Here is an 18,281-nt window from a genome sequence, read left to right on the forward strand (position 1 = left end):
TTCCCTGCCAATGATATGAGCACGTCCCGGGGTCCTTGGCGTTATTGCTCGGGGACCCTGAAACAAACTGTGAAGGTGATAGATATGAACCAGAAACTTCTTTTCAGCGCGGCACTGGCGGCGGCATTGGCCGGCGCCATGTCCGCGCCCCTGGCTCACGCAGGTGGCAAAGAAAAGTGTTACGGCATTTCGCCTGTAGGTGGTAACGATTGTGCGAACCTTGCCGGAACCCACTCCTGTGCAGGGCAGTCCAAAGTCGCCAACGACCCGGGTGAGTACAAGATTGTCGAGAAAGGCACCTGCGAGGATCTGGGTGGTTTTGACAAGGAAACGGCCCTGAAAATCATTGCTGAGAAAGGCAAAGGTTAAGAGCCATGAGTAATCGTCAGGCCACAGCCCACAGCAATCCGGAACTCAAGAAGACCGCCGTTGGGGTAGGGCTGCGATCCGAGCACTACCAGAATGTTCTGGAGCAGACACCCGCGCTCGATTTTCTTGAGGTCCATTCGGAGAATTTCTTCGCGGACGCTGGTATCGCTGTCGATCTTCTTCAAGAGGTCTCGGCCAGCACGCCAATCAGTCTGCATGGCACCTCGGCAGGTTTGGGGTCGGTTGAGGCTGTTCCTGATGATTACCTCAAGAAACTCAAGCGTCTTGTGGATCGGGTGGATCCGATACTCGTGTCGGACCACCTGTGTTTCACCTGGGCAAGGATCGGCGGAAGGCTTTTTCACGGTGGTGATCTGCTACCCATTCCCTTTACCGAAGACAGCTTGCGGCATGCGGTTAATAACATTGATCGCATACAACAGTACCTTGGCCGTCAGATCGCTATTGAGAATGTCTGTGCCTACATCGAGTATGACCAAAGTGATTTCGACGAAGCGAGTTTTCTCGGTGAAATCGTAGCTCGCACGCAGTGTGGCCTGATCCTCGATATCAACAATCTGATGGTGAACGCCCGCAATGGGCAAGTCTCAAACCTGGAGAACTTTGTTGATCGCTACGTCGAATCACTCGACTACTCTGCGATCACCGAGATTCATCTTGCGGGCTCGACGCCCGTGGGCGACGAAGAGTTACTGATCGACGACCATGCCCGCCCGGTATCCGAGGCTGGCTGGCAAATCTACCAGCGCGTACTCAATGCGGTCGGTCCCAGGCCTACGTTGATCGAATGGGATAACAATCTCCCATCCTGGCGCGAACTTCTGGGTGAGGCTAGCAAGGCCAGAAAAGCACAGCGCCAGGTATTGAGAAGGGAGCGCAGCCTATGAATCTGTCTGATTACCAGGCCCATTTCCTGCAATTCCTGTTCGGCGCCACCAGCGAGCCGGTGTTACCCAATTCAGAAGTGTACCGATTCGGGGTTGAGGTAAAGGCAGTTCGAGCCCTCGAACAAAGTTATCCAACTGTGAGGGCACTGGTCGGGCCTGCCGACTTTGAAGGCCTGGCTCTCGACTATTTCCAAATGATCCGCAAACAGAGCGGCGACTGGAGTGATTTCGGCTGGGGCTTTCCGAGCTGGATTATCTCGAACCGGATTTCAGACCGGGTTCCTTATCTCTCCGATGTGGCGCGCCTCGACAATTACATCGGGCGAGTCGAGAGAAGCCAATATGAAGAGGTGAACGTCGACAGCTTCGCCGTAATTGGAGAAGACCTGGCGTCCTGCTCTCTGATTCTCAACAAAGGACTCCAGTTTTTCCGCTCCATGTACCCGGTGGTCAGTATCTGGGAGGCGCACAAAAGCGAAACACCGAAGGACACACTCAGTTTTGCTCAGGCGAAGAGAATGATCGCCAGGGGCCGAGGCCAGAATGCGCTGATCTATCGCGCAGGTTGGAAAGGGATGGCGGAACTCATTCCTGAGAAAGACTTATTGTTGCTGGAGTCAGTCAGAAACCAGCGGAGTATTGCCGAAGTCTTTGGCGAGGATGTTCTGAAAGACACCAGCTTTACCCATTGGCTGCAAGACATGATCGCAAAAGGCGTCATTGTTGGCGCCAAAGCCATTCATTAAGAGGAGATTGACATGAAAACGTTGGCATACAGTTTCTATGGTTTGAACGATTCGGTTCAGCGACTGATTGGTAGCCTGCTACCCATTGCACTGCTTCTCGGGCGGCTTTATGTGGCCTGGGTCTTTTTTAAAGCTGGTCTCACAAAGATTGATGACTGGGGAACAACGCTGTTTCTGTTTGAGGAAGAATACAGTGTTCCACTGTTGAGTCCCGAGTTTGCGGCCTTCCTGGCGACTTTTGGCGAACTCGTTTTTCCGGTGTTGCTGGTGATTGGTTTGTTTTCGCTGGTGTCTTCCCTGGGGCTTTTCGTCATCAACATTGTAGCGGTCATCAGTCTTGAAGCGATTGCGCCAGCGGCGGAGTTATATCACGTGGTCTGGGGCTTGATCCTGATGGCTCTGGCTATGTGTGGTCCGGGTGTGTTCTCCCTGGATAAGCTGATTGGCGACCGGTTGAGAAAAGCCTGATCCATAATCGTTCACCCCTTGGCGTATTCGGCATTTCCCCTCGCGTCGATATTGTTCACCGAATACGCCCTTTTTATTCTTCAGAAAGTTCCCGGAGGAACCTCGTTGTGCCGATTGTAAATCTCAATACGTTTGACGAATTGGGCGAACTTGCCAATAAACACGAATGGCTGCTACTGGATTTCTGGGCACCCTGGTGTGCGCCCTGTAAGGTCATGAATCCCGTGCTTGAACAGTTCAGTGAACTGAATCCCGATAACGCCGTCATCAAGGTGGATGTGGATCAGAAGCACGAGATCGCTGCCAAATTTGGCGTCAGGGCCATTCCGACGCTGGTTCTGCTGAGACGAGATCAGTTCATGGGGCAGGAGACCGGGTCCAAATCCCTGAAAGATTTAAACAAGTGGATCGACGGCCTGAAACATAAGGTATCGCAGTTGGCGTGAGTTGTTGGCGGTTTTCAGAGTAAACTCAGTTTGCCGGGTCCAAAGCCCGGCTTTTTTTATTCGGAAATCGGGGAAGGTGCACTTCTAATCGATGTTCCGAATAATTCCCTGAATGCGTTGTGGAGATGGATCAGGCAATGACAGTCGATCTGGCCAAATATCAGGCACTTGAAAATACTCTTCGACAGAGTATCGAGGATGGTCGATGGGGGCCTGGCGAACGACTGCCATCCATAAGAGCACTATGTAACCAGTACGGCTTTTCCAAGATTACGGTACAGCATGCGTTGCAACGGCTCGAGGCTCAGGGAATGGTCGAGGCCCGGGAGAGAAGCGGCTTTTTTGTGTCGCGTGGGCATAGCGAGTTCGAGCCCCCAAGGCAAGCCACCGTGCCTGCCGAGCCTCAGCCTGTCTCAGTGAGCCAGGTTTTTCAGGACATCATGACCCGAAGCGCTGCCTTTGATTTGCTCCCCGATCTCCATAGCGACGAGCCGCCACCGGGCATAATTCAGCTGAACCGGTCAATCGGCCGGGCCCTGCGTCGCCAATCCGCGAGCTTCCAGTATTATGACGAGCCGGCTGGTGATCAGGAGTTGAGAACTCAGCTTGCGCTGCGAGCCGCCAAAAGAGGGTGGACGGCTGTTGCCAATCAGTTCTGCATCACCTCTGGTTGTCAGCAGTCCCTGTTCCTGGCCCTGATGGCGGTTTGCCAGAGCGGTGACGTGGTTGCGGTGGAAGCGCCGGGGTTTTATGGCGTTCTTCAGTTGCTTGAGCAGCTCGATCTCAAGGTACTCGAGATACCGGCCTCGCCGACAAGCGGTATGGATATCCAAGCGCTCGAAAAGAGCCTTCAGGTCTGGGACATCAAGGCTTGCGTCGTTTCACCGTCCTTTGCCACCCCTACCGGGGCTGTCATGCCTTCCGAAGACCGTCGACGGTTGCTCGAGCTTGCTGCTCGACACGATCTGGCCATCATTGAAGATGACATATACGGCGAGTCAGGGTGGTTTAACACCCCCGACTCCCTGAAGGCGATTGATGACCATGACCGCGTCATCCACTGCAGCTCTTTCTCGAAAGTTCTCTCGCGAGACCTGCGTTTGGGCTGGGTTTCAGGTGGCCGGTGGCATCGAAACATACTGCAGCTGAAATTGACCTCCCAGTTGGCCAGTAGCCGCTTCTTGCAGCAAGGCGTGGCAAGCTTTATTGCCGAGGGCGGCTACGCATCGTACCTCCGACGGTATCGGCAAAGCTTGCGCCTGCAGCGAGACTATCTACTGGATCTGCTGGGGGACTGGCCGGTGCCTTTGAAAGCAACCGCGCCTCAGGGTGGTTTGGCTTTGTGGGTGGAATTGCCGCCAGAAGTCGACACTCTGAGCCTTTACGCCAAAACCCTCAAGGAGGGTATTGTCATAACGCCCGGTAGCCTCTTCTCGGTTTCCGGAAAGTTTTCGAACTGCCTGAGAATCAGTTTTGCCCATCCCTGGAACGAAGCACGAACAGATGCGTTGCAGAGACTACCTGCACTCATGTTCTGAAGATCCTCCATCTGTCCCTATCAAATATTAAAAAAGTGGTCCTGCCCCTGTTTAGTGCGATCCATTAACCTCGCGTCACCTTTTATTCCTTAATGATGGCAAGGTGCGCAAAAAATGAGTCGCCTTATCTCTGTAAAGCAAATCGAGTCAACTTCGAAAGTCCCAGAGGCCGAACACAAAATCCAACCCCGAAGTTTCTCCGGCTTCTATCGTCGAGTGCGAATTACCGGAGGTGTTGTTCTCTTTGCGCTGTATTTTGGTGTGGCGTGGCTCGACTGGGGTGGCAGACAGGCGGTCCTCTGGGATCTCTCAGCGAAGAAGTTTCATATCTTTTCCGCCACGTTCTGGCCAGAAGACTTGGTGCTGCTCTCCGGGATTCTCCTCATTTGTGCCTTCGGTTTGTTCTTTCTCACGGTGTTGGCCGGTCGGGTGTGGTGCGGCTACGCGTGCCCTCAGAGTGTCTGGACCTGGGTCTTCCTGTGGGCGGAGCGAGTGGCGGAGGGCGATCGATCAAAAAGGATAAAGCTTGATGCAGCGCCGCTCAGCGTAAAGAAGATCGTTCGTCGCGGTTCCAAACATGGGCTGTGGCTCCTTATCAGTCTCTTAACGGCGATAACGTTTGTAGGGTATTTCACGCCGATACGCGATCTTGTCGGTGATCTTTTTACCCTGGAAGCATCAGGTTGGGCCCTGTTCTGGGTCTTGTTCTTTACTGCGGCCACTTATCTGAATGCTGGTTGGCTGCGCGAGAAAGTCTGTTTCCACATGTGCCCTTACGGCAGATTCCAGTCGTCCATGGTGGATGCGGACTCCGTGGTTATTTCCTATGACGCTGAACGGGGTGAACCTAGAGGTTCTCGGAGAAGGGATGCTATGCCAGCTTCAGTGGAGCTGGGAGACTGCATTGATTGTCAGCTGTGCGTGCAGGTGTGCCCGACAGGGATTGATATTCGGGACGGGTTGCAAATGGAGTGTATTGGGTGTGCCGCCTGCATTGATGCCTGCGACTCGATCATGGACAAGATGGGCTATGCCCGTGGCCTGGTTCGTTACGCTAGTGAACGCGACCTGAAGGGCGGGAAAACAAATCTGTTGAGACCACGACTGGTGGGTTATTTCGCCTTCCTGGTTTTGATGATTGCGGTGTTTGCATGGGGCGTGGCGTCCAGACCTCTGATAACCCTCGATGTTGAAAGGGACCGGGGTATGTATCGGTATACCAATGCGGGAGAGGTCGAAAACAGCTATCTGCTGAAGCTCACTAACAAAGACAACAGCCAGAAGTACCTCATCATAGAAGTCGAAGATCCATTGCGAGTGTCAACCACAGGCCCCTTGGGCGTGGTAGTTGAGGCCGGAGAGAAGGTTGAGGTTCCTTATTCCGTGGCCCTGCCTGCATCCGCCCTCAATGCTGGCGCCAACGACATCGTTTTTCAGATTAGCACCCTGCATGGAGAGAAGGAGTTGATTACCGAAACCAGTACGTTCCTTGCTCCGTCAGAGCAGTGATTTAGAGCAGGCGCGTCGGTGTTGTTGACGCGGGGCGGCTTGCGACCGACACGCCGCCCAGACTAAAGCCTATGGATTCATGATTTGCTGGAATTCGCTTTCGGGCGGCAGTCCAAGCCGCATGTTCACGTTCCCGTTGGCGTCTTTATAGTAGATCCCCGGAGTGGCGCTGACACCAAGTTCCGACATCAGACGGTTATTGGGTTCCACCCCTGATTTACCGCGCTCTGACGCATCGTTTACCGGCACAATACCGCCGCTGCGAAAGGTCTCAAAGTTCTTGATCAAGGCTCCATGGGGCTTTTTCGAACCGAGAATGGTTGAAGCTTTCGCGACGCTGTCGTGGGCCAACACGCCTACGACGATATGTCGGATCTGAACTTTCCCGGCATTGATCCACGGCGATGCGGCTGTCCGGAACCTGTGACAATAAGGACAGTTTGGATCTACGAAGGCGTGAAGAACGGTTTCGGCATTGGGGTCACCGTCCTGTATCCAATGACTGTCTTCGAGCCTGCTCCACGCCTGTTGGTTCTTGGCATCGATGAACAACTCCTGCACCTTTGGCGTTGAGAGGTTGGCGCCATTCTTATCAATCAATGTTCCAACGAATGCGTGTTCGCCATCACGGGTAACATAGATCGTGACCGGGGACCCCTTTGAATCCAGTACATATCCGGTCATTCCGTCCACAGCTTTGAAAGACGACACAACTTTCAGGCCCCGATCGGTCACCTGTCTAATGATTTCTGAGTGGCCGCCGGAAGCGTGGGCTGTTGCCGAGAAAAGAAAGGCTGCGCTGATTAAAGCAGACAGCCCCGAGATTGATTTGTCCATGATGCCTACCTTCTATGCAGGTGTGGAACGACGAATTGAGAGCACTAATCTAGTGCTGACAAAGGCCTGGTAGGCGGCGAGATGTGTTTAAAAGTTTGCAGAATGTTCGAAGGCACTAAACTCCGGAGTAGCTTGAACCGCAGAAATCAGAGACCCAGGTCACTGAGGCCGGGATGGTCGTCCGGTCTACGACCGAGTGGCCAATGGAAAAGCCTGTCTGATTCTTTGATGGGGCTGTCGTTGATGCATGCGAATCGACGCTGCATGAGACCGTCCGCATCGAATTCCCAGTTTTCGTTTCCGTAGGACCGGAACCAGTTCCCGCTGTCATCGTGCCATTCGTAGGCATAGCGCACGGCGATGCGGTTGTCGGTGTAGGCCCAGAGCTCTTTGATCAGGCGGTAATCCAGTTCACGATTCCATTTTCGGGTAAGGAATTCTTCAACCTCCTCACGGCCATTGGCGAACTCAGCCCGGTTGCGCCAGCGTGTGTCCTCTGTGTAGGCGAGGGCGACCTTCGCCGGGTCACGGCTGTTCCAGCCATCTTCTGCAAGGCGGACTTTTTCAATGGCTCTCTCCCGTGTGAAGGGAGGTAGTGGTGGACGTTGGGTATTCATAGGGTTTCTCCAGCTTTAGCAAAACAAAGTTAAAAGGCCGCCTGGATTAGAGCAGGGCGGCCAGCTCATTTCGTGCACGGTGCAGAATGACCCGCAGGTTTCCGTGGGAAATTTCGAGCACATCCGATACCTGCGAACCGGTGAGTGGGCTCATGCCCTTGAGCAGAATCGCGTTGGCGTGATCCCGGTTCATATTTTTCATTTCAATGCGAATACGTTCCTGAACCTTTGCAGTCTGGGTAGCCAACTCCGGTTCGCTGAGATGCCCGGTCGCGCCATTAAATTGGTTGTCCGGTGCGTTATCGGACAACAGGGCAAGGCTGGGCGTCGCGGGGAATTCTTTACGTTTTTCCCGGTAGGTACTGAAAGCCTTATTGGTGACAATCCGGCACAGCCACGTTTTGAGAGAAGAACGGCCCTCGAAAGAAGCAATGGCTCCAATGGCCGCCATCCAGGCCTCCTGAGCGATATCCTCGGCAAGCGCTGCAGAGGTGTATTTGGCCGCAACTCTCAGCATTACTGGATGATATCTCCGGTAAGCTTCCGCAAAGGCTTGTGGGTGCCCGGCCTGCAAGCCATCAATCAGATCAGCTTCAGGCCCAAACACGGGCGCCTTCCGCGTGGTTTTGATTTGTAGGTCCATCGTGCTCTTCTCCGTGCCGTGTTCGCTGGTGGTTCGTAAATGGAACCGACAACAACACCAGTCAAAAAACACCCTGTTCGTTATGCTCGTGGCATTTCCTGAAGTAGACAAGTCGGTCTATTTTTAATTCTAGACAGATCTGTCTAATTTGGTCAAGATATATTCAATGAAAAAAATGGAGGCCTGCAGATGGGGCGAAGACAGGATTTGATCGATACGGCATTGCGACTGTTCTACGAGCACGGGATCCATGCTATCGGTATCAACCAGGTGCTGCAGGAGTCGGGTGTAGCAAAGCAAACGCTCTACAATCATTTCGAGAGCAAGGACAGCCTGGTAGAGGCGGCTGTTGAACACCGCGACAAGCTGTTTTTCCAATGGCTGGAGTCGCGAATGAACAGTCGGCCGGCGGGAAGAGAGGCTCTCATGGAGATGTTTGATGCAGTTCACGACTGGTTCAATAACCGCGTACCAACGCTGCATCGTTTCTATGGGTGCTTTTTTATCAATACCTGCGGAGAGTACAGCGATCCCGAGCATCCGGTACATAAGCGATGTGCAGCTCACAAAACCAGGGTTTTCGAGCTACTGAAGCGACATGCTCTGGAGATCTGCACTTCAGAAACTGAAGCAGAAGAGCTTGCCAATGCACTGTTTTTATTGAAAGAGGGCGCTATTGTTAAGGCCCACGTTGAAGGTGACCTGGATGCGGCGCTGAAGGCAAAAGCGATTGCCTCAAGGATGATTTCGCCGCACTGAGAGTCAGCGCGGCGAAATCAGGGTGGTTAACGATACCTGGAAACGGGCACATTCAGCCCGGAGGATTTCTGGCAATCCCGCTCGCTGGACAGCTTGCCAAGCATGAAAACGCAGAACGGAACGCAGTAGGTCAAGGCTGCCGGCAGCCATTGAATTTTTTGATATCCGAACAGCGCATCATGTTGATTGATCAGCAATAGAATCGAACCTACTACCAGGGCAACCTTTGCCGCCTGTGTGTGGTAACGCCTGAACAGTTCAAGCAACTGCATGGGATGCCTCCTCGCGTTCAATAGTTTTGAGCTGTTCTGCAGCATCACGGAAAGCGGTGCGAACACCTTCTTCAATAACCGGGTGATAGAAAGGCATCCCGAGTATCTCGTTTACCGTAAGAGACTGCTGCACGGCCCAGGCCAGCAGATGGCCAATATGCTCCGCAGCCGGTCCGAACATTTCTGCTCCCAGCAGAATGCCGCTATGCTTGTCTGCGTAGATTTTCAGCATGCCCTGGTTTTTGGCCATTACGCGGCTTCTTCCCTGATTGTGAAAACTGACCTTCCCGGTGATGAAGGTGTAAGGGAGCAGTTCGTGCGCTCGTTTGCCCACACTGGCAATTTGGGGGTCGGAAAAGACAACGCCCAGCCCAGCACGTCGATGGCCGGGTTCCACAGTGGGAAAGGTTCCCGCGTTGCTACCCGCGATACGCCCCTCATCTGAGGCCTCATGTAAAAGGGGCAGCTCATTTTTTGCGTCACCTGCAATAAAGATGTGCGGTGCACTGGTTTGCATGGTGTATCGGTCGGAATCAGGAACGCTGCGGGCGCCCAGGGCGATTCCGGTATTTTCGAGGCCGAGCTTGTCAGTGTTCGGAATGCGACCGGTTGCCGCCAGAACATAGTCAACCACGACCGTGTGAACGATGCCTCCAGATTTGCGGTAGGTTACCTGCACACCGTTCAGGGTTTCTTTCGCTGCAAGGACTTCCGCGTGAAGAACCAGATCAAATTCGGACTGGAAAGTATCCGCAGCAATCTTCCGGATTTCGGAGTCGGCAATTCCACCGATCGATTCGTTGCGCGACAGCATCGTAACCTTGACGTTGAGCCGGCTTAGAGCCTGCCCCAGTTCCAGACCGATGACACCTGTCCCGACAACCAGTACGGATGACGGAAGGTGCTCCAGTTCGAATACATCGTCATTAACAAGCAGGCGGTTACCCGCGCCCTCCAGTACTTCGGGGATAAATGGTCTGGAACCTGTTGCAATAACAATCCGGTCGGCAGTGATTTCGAGACCGTTATCAATCTGCAAACGATGGGCGTCCAGGAAGCGTGCGTAACCACGGACCTTATGGCTATCATCAAAGTCGTCGACATCTTCAACAACAAACCCGACGAACCGGTCGCGTTCTCTTCTTACGCGATCCATGACCGACGCACCGTCGGTTTCAACTGTCGGGACATTTAGCCCGAAAACACTCGCATGTTTTGCGCCATGGGCGGCTTCTGCGGCGGCTATCAAAAGCTTGCTGGGCATGCAGCCGACACGCGCGCAAGTGGTGCCATAGTGGCTCCCCTCAATCAACGCGATGCTGTCGGTATGCTTGCGAGCTTCCCGGTAGGCACCCATACCCGCTGTGCCCGTGCCAATGATGGCAACATCAACTTTTCGTTTGAGCATGCTTGCTCTCCTTTATGTCTCTGGGATCTTTCACACGGTTTGTGCGTGATCAGCTGCCTGGGCAGCATGGCGCTGAAGGAAGCGGACGATGTCCTGGGATTCGTAAAGCCAACGCACCTCTTCGTTCGATTCGATTCTTAGGCAGGGAACCTGCGCTCTGCCGCCGCCTTTGATCAGCTCAGCCCGATAGGCCGGGTTTCGGGCGATATCTCGTTCTTCCACTTTGATGTCGATGTGCTTCATCGCGGAGCGGGTGTATGCGCAAAAAGGGCATGAGCGATAGTGATACAGAGAGAAAGATGTGGTTTGCGAACTGACGGACATGGGTTGTCTCCTTCTTCGTGAATGTGCCTGCCATTCTCTGCTCTTTGGCCGGAATGGAGGCGGCAGGACGGTTGGAATAGTTGTCCATCTGTTTGAGCGGCCGCTGCTGGTGAACCACATGTGCAAGAAATGAACAATTTCACTTGCATTGCATTAAAGTGTGTATATACACTTTAAATGGGCTGATTCGATATGGGAAGAGGTTGCCCGGAATCAGTGGCTTTTTTCAGGTTGAGGAAAACGGAAATGAATCTTTCTTTGAATCTATTCCAGGCTGCGTTTGGTGTTTACAGCCGATTGCTGCCATCGCGGGCTGCGTCTAAAGCCGTGGAGCTTATGACCAGCCCACGAATCAAGGCTGAACGGCGTGCTTCATCCCGAGAGCTATTCCACACGGTCGTGCCCCTCCGTAACAAAGGCTTTCTGTCGATTTATGGAAGTGGCCCGAAGAAAATTCTGCTCCTGCATGGATGGTCGGGCTGGATCGGACAATTCAAGGATCTATTGAGTGTGATAGATGCTGATGAATACACCGTTTATGCCGTCCATCCGGCCGGGCATGGCGAATCGCAAGCTACCGAATCACATCCGGGTCGTTTTATAGAGGCAGTTCTGGAGGCCAATGAATACGTGGGTGGTTCGTTTGATATTGGGGTCGGTCACTCACTGGGTGCCGCGGCGCTTGTTTATGCCCAAGCCAACAAGGGGTGCTTTGATCGCCTGGTATTGGTCTCTGGCCCGGCAACGATTAAGGGGGTTCTCAGCCGGTTCGCCCGGTTTGTGAACCTTGGCCAGCGGAGTGAACGTGTTTTCGTACGTGATATGGAAGAAACGGTGGGGCTGAGTGTTGAACGCCTGGATTTGCTTGCGCTTGCGCCTGCGATCAAGACACCTGTGTTGCTCATCCACGATGATCTGGATTCAGAAGTCCCGGTTGCCGAATCCTGGGCCCTGCACGAGGCTTTTCCGAGGAGCCGTATGATCCATACAACGGGATATGGCCATAGCCGGCTGTTGCAGAATCCTGACGTGGCTCGCGAAATTGTCGAGTTTACCAATTCCCCGTTCCGGCCCTGATTCGGGATTAAAAACGCACCGTCCCTGGTGCTCAGACGCAGGTGAAACTGCTTACGCTTAACCGCGTCTGTCTGGACGTACTTCCCCGCGGATAACAATTTGACCACCGTATGGAGCTGGTTCTGCTTTCCGGTGTTTCGCGTCCCGGCCCTGAATTTCGCCACGAATGACGATCTGGCCGCTATAGGGCGCGGGCTGGGCCTGCTCGGAACGCGGCTCATCGGATTTACGGTCTGCCAGGGTAGCGTTAGCGGGCAGGGCGGAGGCGGCAAAGAGTGAAGCCAGGGTGATCAGTACAAATTTACGCATAACATGTTCTCCAAAGTTCGATGGGTTGATGCTCATACCGGAGTCGCCAATGGACCCGATATCAGATGAAGCGAAGTATGGAGTTGAAGAGCCGTAACGAATAATTCCCAAACGGTATGCAACACATCATTTTGGGTGATGGGCACTCGGCAGAAGAGCTCAAATAATGCACGTAGAACTACTTACCCATAAGCATGGGTGATGTTTTGAATACCAACGCTTTATTAGTCCTGAGCGCCAGTCAATCGAAGAATAGCGCCAACTTTACCGACACACTTTTCGGAGTTGGCTATGAATTCTCGTTTTCTGGTACCGATGTTTGCGGTCGCCCTGTTGGCCTTTACCGCCCATGCCGAGTCCGCAGACTCGGTGATGGCCCTGTCTACGGACAACGATCTCTTTGCTCCAACGCAGACAGATCGCGATTACACCGCCGGGGTGGCCATTACGTATTCCTCGAATTCCGAGGAATTCATTAAGAACCCGGTTTCGAGCATCAGTCAGGGACTGGATGGGTATGTGCTGCCATTCCTCGGAGGAAAGGTGGCGGAGCCAGAGAGCGCGGCGCTCGAGTTTGGGGTGTATGGCTTCACGCCCGAGGAGATCAAAGAGTCGGCCATTGACCGGAGCGATCGTCCATACAGCAGCCTGGTTTACCTGTCGTCGAGCCAGAGCTATCAGGCCCTGGGCGCGAAATCGGGCTGGACGACATCAATGACCGTGGGCGTGCTGGGTCTGGATGTTTTCAAATCCGGCCAGAATGCAGTTCACAAGGTAGTCGGTAGCGACCGGGCAAATGGCTGGGGCCACCAGATTTCCAATGGCGGAGAGCTGACCTTCCGGTATTCCGCTGCATACCATCAATACCTGGATGCCAGTCAGCCAAATCAGCAGTTCAAAGTGACGTATTTCGGTTCAGCCGGCTACCTGACTGAATTCGGTGCGGCCCTGGTTTTCAGGGATGGTTTGATCTCATCACCGGATAACCGCTTTAACCCCGAATTGATGGCTTACGGTGAACGCGCCCCCGGTGTGTCAGCCCCGGGTGGACGGGAAAACTACTTCTGGGGCGGAATGTCAGTCAAAGCTCGTGCCTACAATGCTTTCTTGCAGGGTCAATTCCGGGATTCGGACCATGAGCTGGATGCCAATGAGCTAAACATTCTCCTGGCCGAGGTCTGGGCTGGTTACACCCACAACTTCCTGGTGGGCACCGAACTGAGTTATGTGCTGCGCGTTCAGAGTTCCGAAATCAAATCCGGCACAGGGAACCGTACGCTTGCGTGGGGTGGGCTGGTGTTTAGCAAACGACTGTGAGAGCCAGACCGGAAATCATCATTACAGGAAATGGAACTTATACAGTCCTGCAATTGGTTTTCAGTGACAGAAGGCCTCAATGTTCGAAACAGATTTAAACGTAGAGGAGGTTTGCCGATGAGCAACATAATAGAAGTAACAGATGTAAATTTTGAGCAGGAGGTTGTGAGGAGCGATCGCCCCGTGCTGGTGGATTTTTGGGCGCCCTGGTGCGGCCCCTGCAAGACGGTTGCTCCTATGCTTGAGGAAATCGCAGATGAGTTTGGTGAGCAACTGACGATTGCCAAAGTAAACGTGGATGACAGCCCGGACATTACTGCAAAAATGCGCATCCGGGGCATTCCAACACTGTCCCTGTTCCAAGACGGCGGCGTTATTGCCCAGAAAACCGGGGCTGGCAGCCTGGGCGAGTTGAGGGCATTTGTGAAAGGACACCTTTAACACCTGTTCAAAGCCTCCCGAAAGGGGGGCTTCTTCGTAGTGCGCCAGGCATGGCGCGTAGCGCCTTGACGGGCGCTGTTCCGGTACAGGTGGTGCTGGCCGGATGACTTGGGGGTGCAAGTCCCCTGTGGGCCCGGCAAGGGGAACCACTAGCCGGACGGCAAGGGTGTCCACCGCGAGGTGGAATCTGAAGGAAGCCGCAGGCAAAACACTGGCCCGACGAACAGAAATCGCATTTGAGGCGGTCACACCGGGTAAGACGGCTACTATCGTCAAAGCCCAATACTTGCACGGAAGGTGTGGACGTAAATGCGGCAGGCATAAGTGTGAAGGTCACGCGTCTTACCCTGGGAAGTCTGGTTCTCTGCCGCTGTGCTACTCACTTCGCGAGAGGTGGGGATGGAGTGCCAGAACTCAGCCTAGGTCATAGTAGGTACGTCACCGCGTACTGAAGGACCGAACATGGTTGGCCGCTAGTAGGCGGTAAGTTCTCGTGATGCGCTAATGAAGACAGAAGCGACCCGGATGGGTCAGGGCATTCAGGAAGGAGTCGGGCGGAACCCGGCAGGTACTGAAGTCCGTGTCGAGGCAGACGCGGGGGCTCACTCGTGGACGAACGCGGAGCCGAATACGCTGATGGAGCAGGTGCTTGAGCGCCCGAACCTGATGCGTGCGTATCAGCGGGTGGTGTCCAATAAAGGCGCGGCTGGTGTCGATCGGATGCCGGTGACCGCTTTGAAGAGCCACCTGCAACAGCATTGGCCAACGTTGCGTGAGCGATTGTTGGCCGGAGATTACTATCCTCAGCCGGTACGCCGGGTCAGTATCCCCAAGCCGCAAGGCGGCGAACGGATACTGGGTATCCCGACGGTACAGGATCGCCTGATCCAACAGGCGCTTCACCAAGTGTTGAGCCCGATACTGGAACCGAGCTTCTCGGACCACAGCTACGGGTTCCGTCCCGGTCGAAGCGCCCATCAGGCGGTCAAGACGATGCAACGGCACATCAATGACGGCTACCGCTGGGTGGTCGACCTGGATCTGGCCCAATTCTTTGACCGGGTCAACCACGATGTGCTGATGAGCCTGCTGGCTCGTCGCATCACCGACCGACGGATACTCACTCTGATCCGACGATACCTGCGAGCCGGCATGCTCGAAGGTGGGCTGGTCAGCCCGAGGCGGGAAGGGACACCGCAAGGTGGCCCTCTGTCCCCCTTGCTCTCCAACGTACTCCTGACCGAACTGGATCGGGAGCTGGAGCGCCGGGGCCATCGGTTCTGCCGCTACGCGGACGACTGCAACATCTATGTCCGAAGCGAACGAGCCGGACACCGGGTCATGACCAGCATTACCCGCTTCCTGGAAAGGCATCTTCGCCTGAAAGTGAACGCAGACAAGAGTGCTGTGGATCGCCCGTGGCGCCGGAGCTTCCTGGGATACAGTGTGAGCTGGCACAAGCAGGTGCGGTTGCGGATTGCACCGAAGAGTCTGCAGGCTTTTATGGCTAAACTGCGTCCGCTACTCAGACGATCGCGCGGGCAGTCGCTACCGGCGACCCTCCAGAAGCTGAACCCGGTACTACGGGGCTGGGCGAACTACTATCGCCTGACGGCCTCGAAACGACCGGTTGAAGCACTGGATGGCTGGATACGACGACGCCTCCGGTTAATCCTGTGGCGACAATGGAAGCGGCCCTATACACGGGCCCGCAACCTGATGCGGCTTGGTCTGACGGAGCAACGGGCTTGGATGAGTGCGACGAACGGTCGTGGTCCTTGGTGGAATAGCGGTGCATCTCATATGAACGCGGCGCTGCCCAAGAGGGTGTTCATCGATCTGTCTCTGGTAAGCTTGCTGGATACGATGGTTAGGCTTCAGCGCCAACCGTGAACCGCCGTGGTACGGAACCGTATGCCCGGTGGTGTGAGAGGACGGGGGAGGTAACTCCCCCTCCTACTCGATTAAAGGTCGTCACACCCGCCTTTCCCGCGATTGCGGTGGAACCATTTGCCAGCCAAACTTGTCCGGTTGTCATGACCAAGATCGTTGAATGAAAACTCAAGAACTCCAGCTGCTGTACATCTTCGATGCCATTATGACTGAGCGCTCAGTGACCCGTGCAGCAGACCGGCTCGCCATGACTCAGCCCGCCGTGTCCAATGCGATTTCAAGGATGCGCCAGATCTGGAACGACCCGCTGTTCGTTCGTAAGGGCCGAAACATTGAACCGACATCCTATGCGCTCAGTCTCTGGGACCAGGTTGGCGATCATATGTATGCGCTGACCAATGCGGTCAGTGCAACTCAGTTCGATCCGGCCACGTCAAAGCGAAAGTTTCGCATCGCAGTAACGGATGTGACGGTCGAAATGATCTGGCGTCAGCTGATTGAGCTACTGGAGCGTGAGGCGCCAGGAGTGGACGTCCACGCTGTACCCTACACGCCAGAGGGTACCTACGACGACCTGCGTGAGGCCCATGTGGATCTAGCGGTCGGTATGCTTACCCAGCACGATCACAGCTTGCGGAGCACCTGGTTATTCGAGGGCGGGTATGTTCTGGCAATGCGCGCTGACCATCCGCTGGCTGGCCAGCAGATCACCATGGAGGAATTCCTTGAGGCCCGCCACCTGCTCGTGACGATGTCGGGTGATGCCCATGGTTTCGTGGATAGTTACCTGGATCAGAAGGGACATAGCAGACGCATTGCGGCCACTGTTAACCATTTTTCGATTGTTCCCCAGATTCTCAGGGAGTCGAACCTCATTGCGGCGGTTCCGGAATTGATCAGCCAGGACTGCGGGTTCGTAGACGGGCTCTGGATGGGTCAGCTGCCTTTCGAAGTAGATCCGACCAGCCTTTACCTCATCTGGCACACGCGCCACGACCGCGATCCCGGTATCGTCTGGTTGCGAAACCACGTTGAACGGCTCCTTCGTGAGCGCTGGCATGACATCATGACCAATTCGCCGTGTGGCCATTCGGCCGTAAAAGCCATCGCCTGAAGTGCTTGAAATTCCAGTCATCATTTTCCGTGATGACAAAGATACCGCAACGGAATTATTCAGCCTTCCGAAAACTTCTAATAATCCCTCCCAGATGCCGCGGACTGCGGCATCGGCAATGGCTTGGTTAGACCACCAGTGATCCGGCCAGCTTGCCCAAAAATCTAGATGTTCTGGAGTTGGGAGGGGAAATGAACGGCCAAACGAAATGCCCGTCGATAGGGTCCAGCTGGCAGCCTGCTGCAATCACGGATGCTTCGGACCAGAAATGGTACAAGCCAATCATTTCTGTAAACGCCGACAGCAGCGGTAACAGGCATGTATACAAGGCTTTCAGATTTTCCCGGGGCCTGCTCGGGAATTACTTCAGGTTTCTCGCGTCTCACGAATTCAGGATGTTGAAGAAAGTAGAGCCCCTTAATTTCACGCCGGATCAAGCCTCTCGGCCATCGGACAGGTCGCCTACCATTCATTATCGCTTGATTGAGGGTAGGCCGGTAAAAGACATTGCCGCCGGCAATGCGCTACCGGACAACTTCTTCTCACAGCTTTTCAGTGACGTGAAAACCTTGCACCAGCATGGCGTTGCCCACATGGACCTTGGCAATTCAGGCAACATTCTGGTTTCGGGTCGCGGCGGCGTCCCCGCAATCATCGATTTTGGCTCCGCCATCCCCTTGAGTTGGCTGCCATCGTCTGTCCAGAGTTGGGCCTGTCGGAAGGATATCCTGGGCGTCCTTAAGCTCTGGCATCGGTTCGATAGTGAATCCATGCCGCTGTTTCTTCAACACTATTACCAGAGTAATTACCGCAAAAACATCTACACGCCCAAGCGTTTCCTGAAGGCGTTAAGGCGTTGGGTGACAGGCGACGCTGGCTCGGGAGATATGTCCGGACTTGCGACTGTGATCAGTGTGTTCTTCGGGCTCCTGGTGCTGGTGTCTTTCACCTGAAGAGCGGTATTTAGCCGCTCATGCTTTTGCGCAGACAAAAAAAGGGGCGGTCATGGTCCGCCCCTTTTTGGTGTGCTCAGCTTAGTTGCTGACACCAAGATCGACTTTTTCGATTGCTGGATTGTTTCCACGATCGATATCTTCCTGGCTCACACCTTCAGCCTGTGCGAATGCAGAGAAAGCGATTACGGAGAAAACGAGAAAGAACTTGTTGATTGCGTTCATGTGATATTCCACCTTTTAAGAAAGTTAAGTTAGACAGCATCGCCGTATGGGCTTGATGGTTATTCTCTTGGTTTCCCGTCTTCAGAAAAAATTGCTTTGCGGTATACA

22 protein-coding genes are annotated in these 18,281 nt (G+C 54.3%); 14 read left to right on the forward strand and 8 right to left on the reverse strand.

Annotated elements, in window-relative coordinates; genetic code table 11:
- The first annotated feature begins 84 nt into the window (after positions 1 to 84).
- The 7 genes from FWJ25_RS12420 (at position 85) to ccoG (ending at position 5,984) form a co-directional block, all read left to right on the forward strand.
- Complete coding sequence (locus FWJ25_RS12420; RefSeq protein WP_149600576.1) at positions 85 to 369, forward strand: BufA1 family periplasmic bufferin-type metallophore; 285 nt, start codon at positions 85 to 87, stop codon at positions 367 to 369.
- 5 nt (positions 370 to 374) lie between these two features.
- Complete coding sequence (locus FWJ25_RS12425) at positions 375 to 1,277, forward strand: MbnB/TglH/ChrH family RiPP precursor modification enzyme (RefSeq protein WP_149600577.1); 903 nt, start codon at positions 375 to 377, stop codon at positions 1,275 to 1,277.
- Positions 1,274 to 2,023, forward strand: coding sequence for an HvfC/BufC N-terminal domain-containing protein (locus FWJ25_RS12430; RefSeq protein ID WP_149600578.1), 750 nt, complete (start codon positions 1,274 to 1,276; stop codon positions 2,021 to 2,023). Before FWJ25_RS12425 ends, FWJ25_RS12430 begins: the two co-directional genes overlap by 4 nt.
- 12 nt (positions 2,024 to 2,035) lie before the next feature.
- The gene (locus FWJ25_RS12435; protein ID WP_121206439.1) at positions 2,036 to 2,491 is read left to right on the forward strand and encodes a DoxX family protein; all 456 of its coding nucleotides are present in this window, start codon (positions 2,036 to 2,038) and stop codon (positions 2,489 to 2,491) included.
- A gap of 107 nt (positions 2,492 to 2,598) precedes the next feature.
- The gene (locus tag FWJ25_RS12440) at positions 2,599 to 2,937 is read left to right on the forward strand and encodes a thioredoxin family protein (protein WP_149600579.1); all 339 of its coding nucleotides are present in this window, start codon (positions 2,599 to 2,601) and stop codon (positions 2,935 to 2,937) included.
- A gap of 137 nt (positions 2,938 to 3,074) precedes the next feature.
- Complete coding sequence (locus FWJ25_RS12445) at positions 3,075 to 4,475, forward strand: aminotransferase-like domain-containing protein (RefSeq protein ID WP_149600580.1); 1,401 nt, start codon at positions 3,075 to 3,077, stop codon at positions 4,473 to 4,475.
- Positions 4,476 to 4,589: 114 nt separating this feature from the next.
- Positions 4,590 to 5,984, forward strand: a complete 1,395-nt coding sequence (gene ccoG, locus FWJ25_RS12450) for a cytochrome c oxidase accessory protein CcoG (protein ID WP_149600581.1) — start codon at positions 4,590 to 4,592, stop codon at positions 5,982 to 5,984.
- 69 nt (positions 5,985 to 6,053) lie between these two features.
- Here ccoG and dsbG read toward each other — a convergent pair whose 3' ends face one another.
- The 3 genes from dsbG to FWJ25_RS12465 all read right to left on the reverse strand — a co-directional run bounded on the left by dsbG (position 6,054) and on the right by FWJ25_RS12465 (position 8,081).
- A complete protein-coding gene (gene dsbG, locus FWJ25_RS12455; protein ID WP_149600582.1) occupies positions 6,054 to 6,821 on the reverse strand; it encodes a thiol:disulfide interchange protein DsbG in 768 nt (255 codons plus the stop codon).
- 146 nt (positions 6,822 to 6,967) lie between these two features.
- Positions 6,968 to 7,438 (reverse strand): nuclear transport factor 2 family protein, encoded by a 471-nt coding sequence (locus tag FWJ25_RS12460; RefSeq protein ID WP_149600583.1) that lies wholly within the window; start codon positions 7,436 to 7,438, stop codon positions 6,968 to 6,970.
- Between the two features lie 46 nt (positions 7,439 to 7,484).
- The gene (locus FWJ25_RS12465; RefSeq protein ID WP_149600584.1) at positions 7,485 to 8,081 is read right to left on the reverse strand and encodes an RNA polymerase sigma factor; all 597 of its coding nucleotides are present in this window, start codon (positions 8,079 to 8,081) and stop codon (positions 7,485 to 7,487) included.
- Positions 8,082 to 8,270: 189 nt separating this feature from the next.
- Between FWJ25_RS12465 and FWJ25_RS12470 the strand changes: the two genes are divergently transcribed.
- Complete coding sequence (locus tag FWJ25_RS12470) at positions 8,271 to 8,840, forward strand: TetR/AcrR family transcriptional regulator (RefSeq protein WP_149600585.1); 570 nt, start codon at positions 8,271 to 8,273, stop codon at positions 8,838 to 8,840.
- A 26-nt stretch (positions 8,841 to 8,866) separates the two neighbouring features.
- Here the strand turns inward: FWJ25_RS12470 and nrtS are convergent, their stop codons facing one another.
- The 3 genes from nrtS to FWJ25_RS12485 are packed head-to-tail and all read right to left on the reverse strand — an operon-like array spanning position 8,867 to position 10,844.
- Positions 8,867 to 9,112, reverse strand: a complete 246-nt coding sequence (gene nrtS / locus FWJ25_RS12475; protein WP_149600586.1) for a nitrate/nitrite transporter NrtS — start codon at positions 9,110 to 9,112, stop codon at positions 8,867 to 8,869.
- Positions 9,099 to 10,520, reverse strand: a complete 1,422-nt coding sequence (locus tag FWJ25_RS12480; protein WP_149600587.1) for a dihydrolipoyl dehydrogenase — start codon at positions 10,518 to 10,520, stop codon at positions 9,099 to 9,101. Before FWJ25_RS12480 ends, nrtS begins: the two co-directional genes overlap by 14 nt.
- Positions 10,521 to 10,550: 30 nt before the next feature.
- The gene (locus FWJ25_RS12485) at positions 10,551 to 10,844 is read right to left on the reverse strand and encodes a glutaredoxin family protein (RefSeq protein ID WP_246166808.1); all 294 of its coding nucleotides are present in this window, start codon (positions 10,842 to 10,844) and stop codon (positions 10,551 to 10,553) included.
- A gap of 246 nt (positions 10,845 to 11,090) precedes the next feature.
- On the opposite strand from FWJ25_RS12485, the gene FWJ25_RS12490 reads away from it, so the two are divergent.
- On the forward strand, positions 11,091 to 11,921 hold the full coding sequence (locus FWJ25_RS12490; protein WP_149600588.1) for an alpha/beta fold hydrolase: 831 nt from the start codon (positions 11,091 to 11,093) through the stop codon (positions 11,919 to 11,921).
- A gap of 57 nt (positions 11,922 to 11,978) precedes the next feature.
- On the opposite strand, the gene FWJ25_RS12495 is transcribed toward FWJ25_RS12490, so the two are convergent.
- The gene (locus FWJ25_RS12495) at positions 11,979 to 12,230 is read right to left on the reverse strand and encodes a hypothetical protein (RefSeq protein ID WP_149600589.1); all 252 of its coding nucleotides are present in this window, start codon (positions 12,228 to 12,230) and stop codon (positions 11,979 to 11,981) included.
- A gap of 291 nt (positions 12,231 to 12,521) precedes the next feature.
- Between FWJ25_RS12495 and FWJ25_RS12500 the strand changes: the two genes are divergently transcribed.
- The 5 genes from FWJ25_RS12500 (at position 12,522) to FWJ25_RS12520 (ending at position 17,948) form a co-directional block, all read left to right on the forward strand.
- The gene (locus FWJ25_RS12500; protein ID WP_149600590.1) at positions 12,522 to 13,547 is read left to right on the forward strand and encodes a lipid A-modifier LpxR family protein; all 1,026 of its coding nucleotides are present in this window, start codon (positions 12,522 to 12,524) and stop codon (positions 13,545 to 13,547) included.
- Positions 13,548 to 13,664: 117 nt separating this feature from the next.
- Entirely contained in the window at positions 13,665 to 13,988 is a 324-nt protein-coding gene (gene trxA, locus FWJ25_RS12505) for a thioredoxin (RefSeq protein ID WP_149600591.1), read from the forward strand.
- A gap of 504 nt (positions 13,989 to 14,492) precedes the next feature.
- Complete coding sequence (gene ltrA, locus FWJ25_RS12510) at positions 14,493 to 15,881, forward strand: group II intron reverse transcriptase/maturase (protein ID WP_149600592.1); 1,389 nt, start codon at positions 14,493 to 14,495, stop codon at positions 15,879 to 15,881.
- Between the two features lie 160 nt (positions 15,882 to 16,041).
- On the forward strand, positions 16,042 to 16,995 hold the full coding sequence (locus FWJ25_RS12515; protein WP_149600593.1) for a LysR family transcriptional regulator: 954 nt from the start codon (positions 16,042 to 16,044) through the stop codon (positions 16,993 to 16,995).
- Positions 16,996 to 17,186: 191 nt separating this feature from the next.
- The gene (locus FWJ25_RS12520) at positions 17,187 to 17,948 is read left to right on the forward strand and encodes a BUD32 family EKC/KEOPS complex subunit (protein ID WP_149600594.1); all 762 of its coding nucleotides are present in this window, start codon (positions 17,187 to 17,189) and stop codon (positions 17,946 to 17,948) included.
- An 81-nt stretch (positions 17,949 to 18,029) separates the two neighbouring features.
- Here the strand turns inward: FWJ25_RS12520 and FWJ25_RS19635 are convergent, their stop codons facing one another.
- Complete coding sequence (locus FWJ25_RS19635; RefSeq protein WP_188093625.1) at positions 18,030 to 18,173, reverse strand: hypothetical protein; 144 nt, start codon at positions 18,171 to 18,173, stop codon at positions 18,030 to 18,032.
- Between the last annotated feature and the right edge of the window lie 108 nt (positions 18,174 to 18,281).

The sequence above is a fragment of the Marinobacter salinexigens genome, assembly GCF_008370345.1.
Classification (GTDB): domain Bacteria; phylum Pseudomonadota; class Gammaproteobacteria; order Pseudomonadales; family Oleiphilaceae; genus Marinobacter; species Marinobacter salinexigens.

Bases quoted from the DNA above. Each gene is read 5' to 3' on its own strand.
- FWJ25_RS12420 (WP_149600576.1), top strand. From the start codon at position 85: ATGAACCAGAAACTTCTTTTCAGCGCGGCACTGGCGGCGGCATTGGCC.
- FWJ25_RS12425 (WP_149600577.1), top strand. From the start codon at position 375: ATGAGTAATCGTCAGGCCACAGCCCACAGCAATCCGGAACTCAAGAAG.
- FWJ25_RS12430 (WP_149600578.1), top strand. From the start codon at position 1,274: ATGAATCTGTCTGATTACCAGGCCCATTTCCTGCAATTCCTGTTCGGC.
- FWJ25_RS12435 (WP_121206439.1), top strand. From the start codon at position 2,036: ATGAAAACGTTGGCATACAGTTTCTATGGTTTGAACGATTCGGTTCAG.
- FWJ25_RS12445 (WP_149600580.1), top strand. From the start codon at position 3,075: ATGACAGTCGATCTGGCCAAATATCAGGCACTTGAAAATACTCTTCGA.
- ccoG (WP_149600581.1), top strand. From the start codon at position 4,590: ATGAGTCGCCTTATCTCTGTAAAGCAAATCGAGTCAACTTCGAAAGTC.
- dsbG (WP_149600582.1), bottom strand. From the start codon at position 6,821: ATGGACAAATCAATCTCGGGGCTGTCTGCTTTAATCAGCGCAGCCTTT.
- FWJ25_RS12460 (WP_149600583.1), bottom strand. From the start codon at position 7,438: ATGAATACCCAACGTCCACCACTACCTCCCTTCACACGGGAGAGAGCC.
- FWJ25_RS12465 (WP_149600584.1), bottom strand. From the start codon at position 8,081: ATGGACCTACAAATCAAAACCACGCGGAAGGCGCCCGTGTTTGGGCCT.
- FWJ25_RS12470 (WP_149600585.1), top strand. From the start codon at position 8,271: ATGGGGCGAAGACAGGATTTGATCGATACGGCATTGCGACTGTTCTAC.
- nrtS (WP_149600586.1), bottom strand. From the start codon at position 9,112: ATGCAGTTGCTTGAACTGTTCAGGCGTTACCACACACAGGCGGCAAAG.
- FWJ25_RS12480 (WP_149600587.1), bottom strand. From the start codon at position 10,520: ATGCTCAAACGAAAAGTTGATGTTGCCATCATTGGCACGGGCACAGCG.
- FWJ25_RS12485 (WP_246166808.1), bottom strand. From the start codon at position 10,844: ATGTCCGTCAGTTCGCAAACCACATCTTTCTCTCTGTATCACTATCGC.
- FWJ25_RS12490 (WP_149600588.1), top strand. From the start codon at position 11,091: ATGAATCTTTCTTTGAATCTATTCCAGGCTGCGTTTGGTGTTTACAGC.
- FWJ25_RS12495 (WP_149600589.1), bottom strand. From the start codon at position 12,230: ATGCGTAAATTTGTACTGATCACCCTGGCTTCACTCTTTGCCGCCTCC.
- FWJ25_RS12500 (WP_149600590.1), top strand. From the start codon at position 12,522: ATGAATTCTCGTTTTCTGGTACCGATGTTTGCGGTCGCCCTGTTGGCC.
- trxA (WP_149600591.1), top strand. From the start codon at position 13,665: ATGAGCAACATAATAGAAGTAACAGATGTAAATTTTGAGCAGGAGGTT.
- ltrA (WP_149600592.1), top strand. From the start codon at position 14,493: ATGAAGACAGAAGCGACCCGGATGGGTCAGGGCATTCAGGAAGGAGTC.
- FWJ25_RS12515 (WP_149600593.1), top strand. From the start codon at position 16,042: ATGAAAACTCAAGAACTCCAGCTGCTGTACATCTTCGATGCCATTATG.
- FWJ25_RS12520 (WP_149600594.1), top strand. From the start codon at position 17,187: ATGAACGGCCAAACGAAATGCCCGTCGATAGGGTCCAGCTGGCAGCCT.
- FWJ25_RS19635 (WP_188093625.1), bottom strand. From the start codon at position 18,173: ATGAACGCAATCAACAAGTTCTTTCTCGTTTTCTCCGTAATCGCTTTC.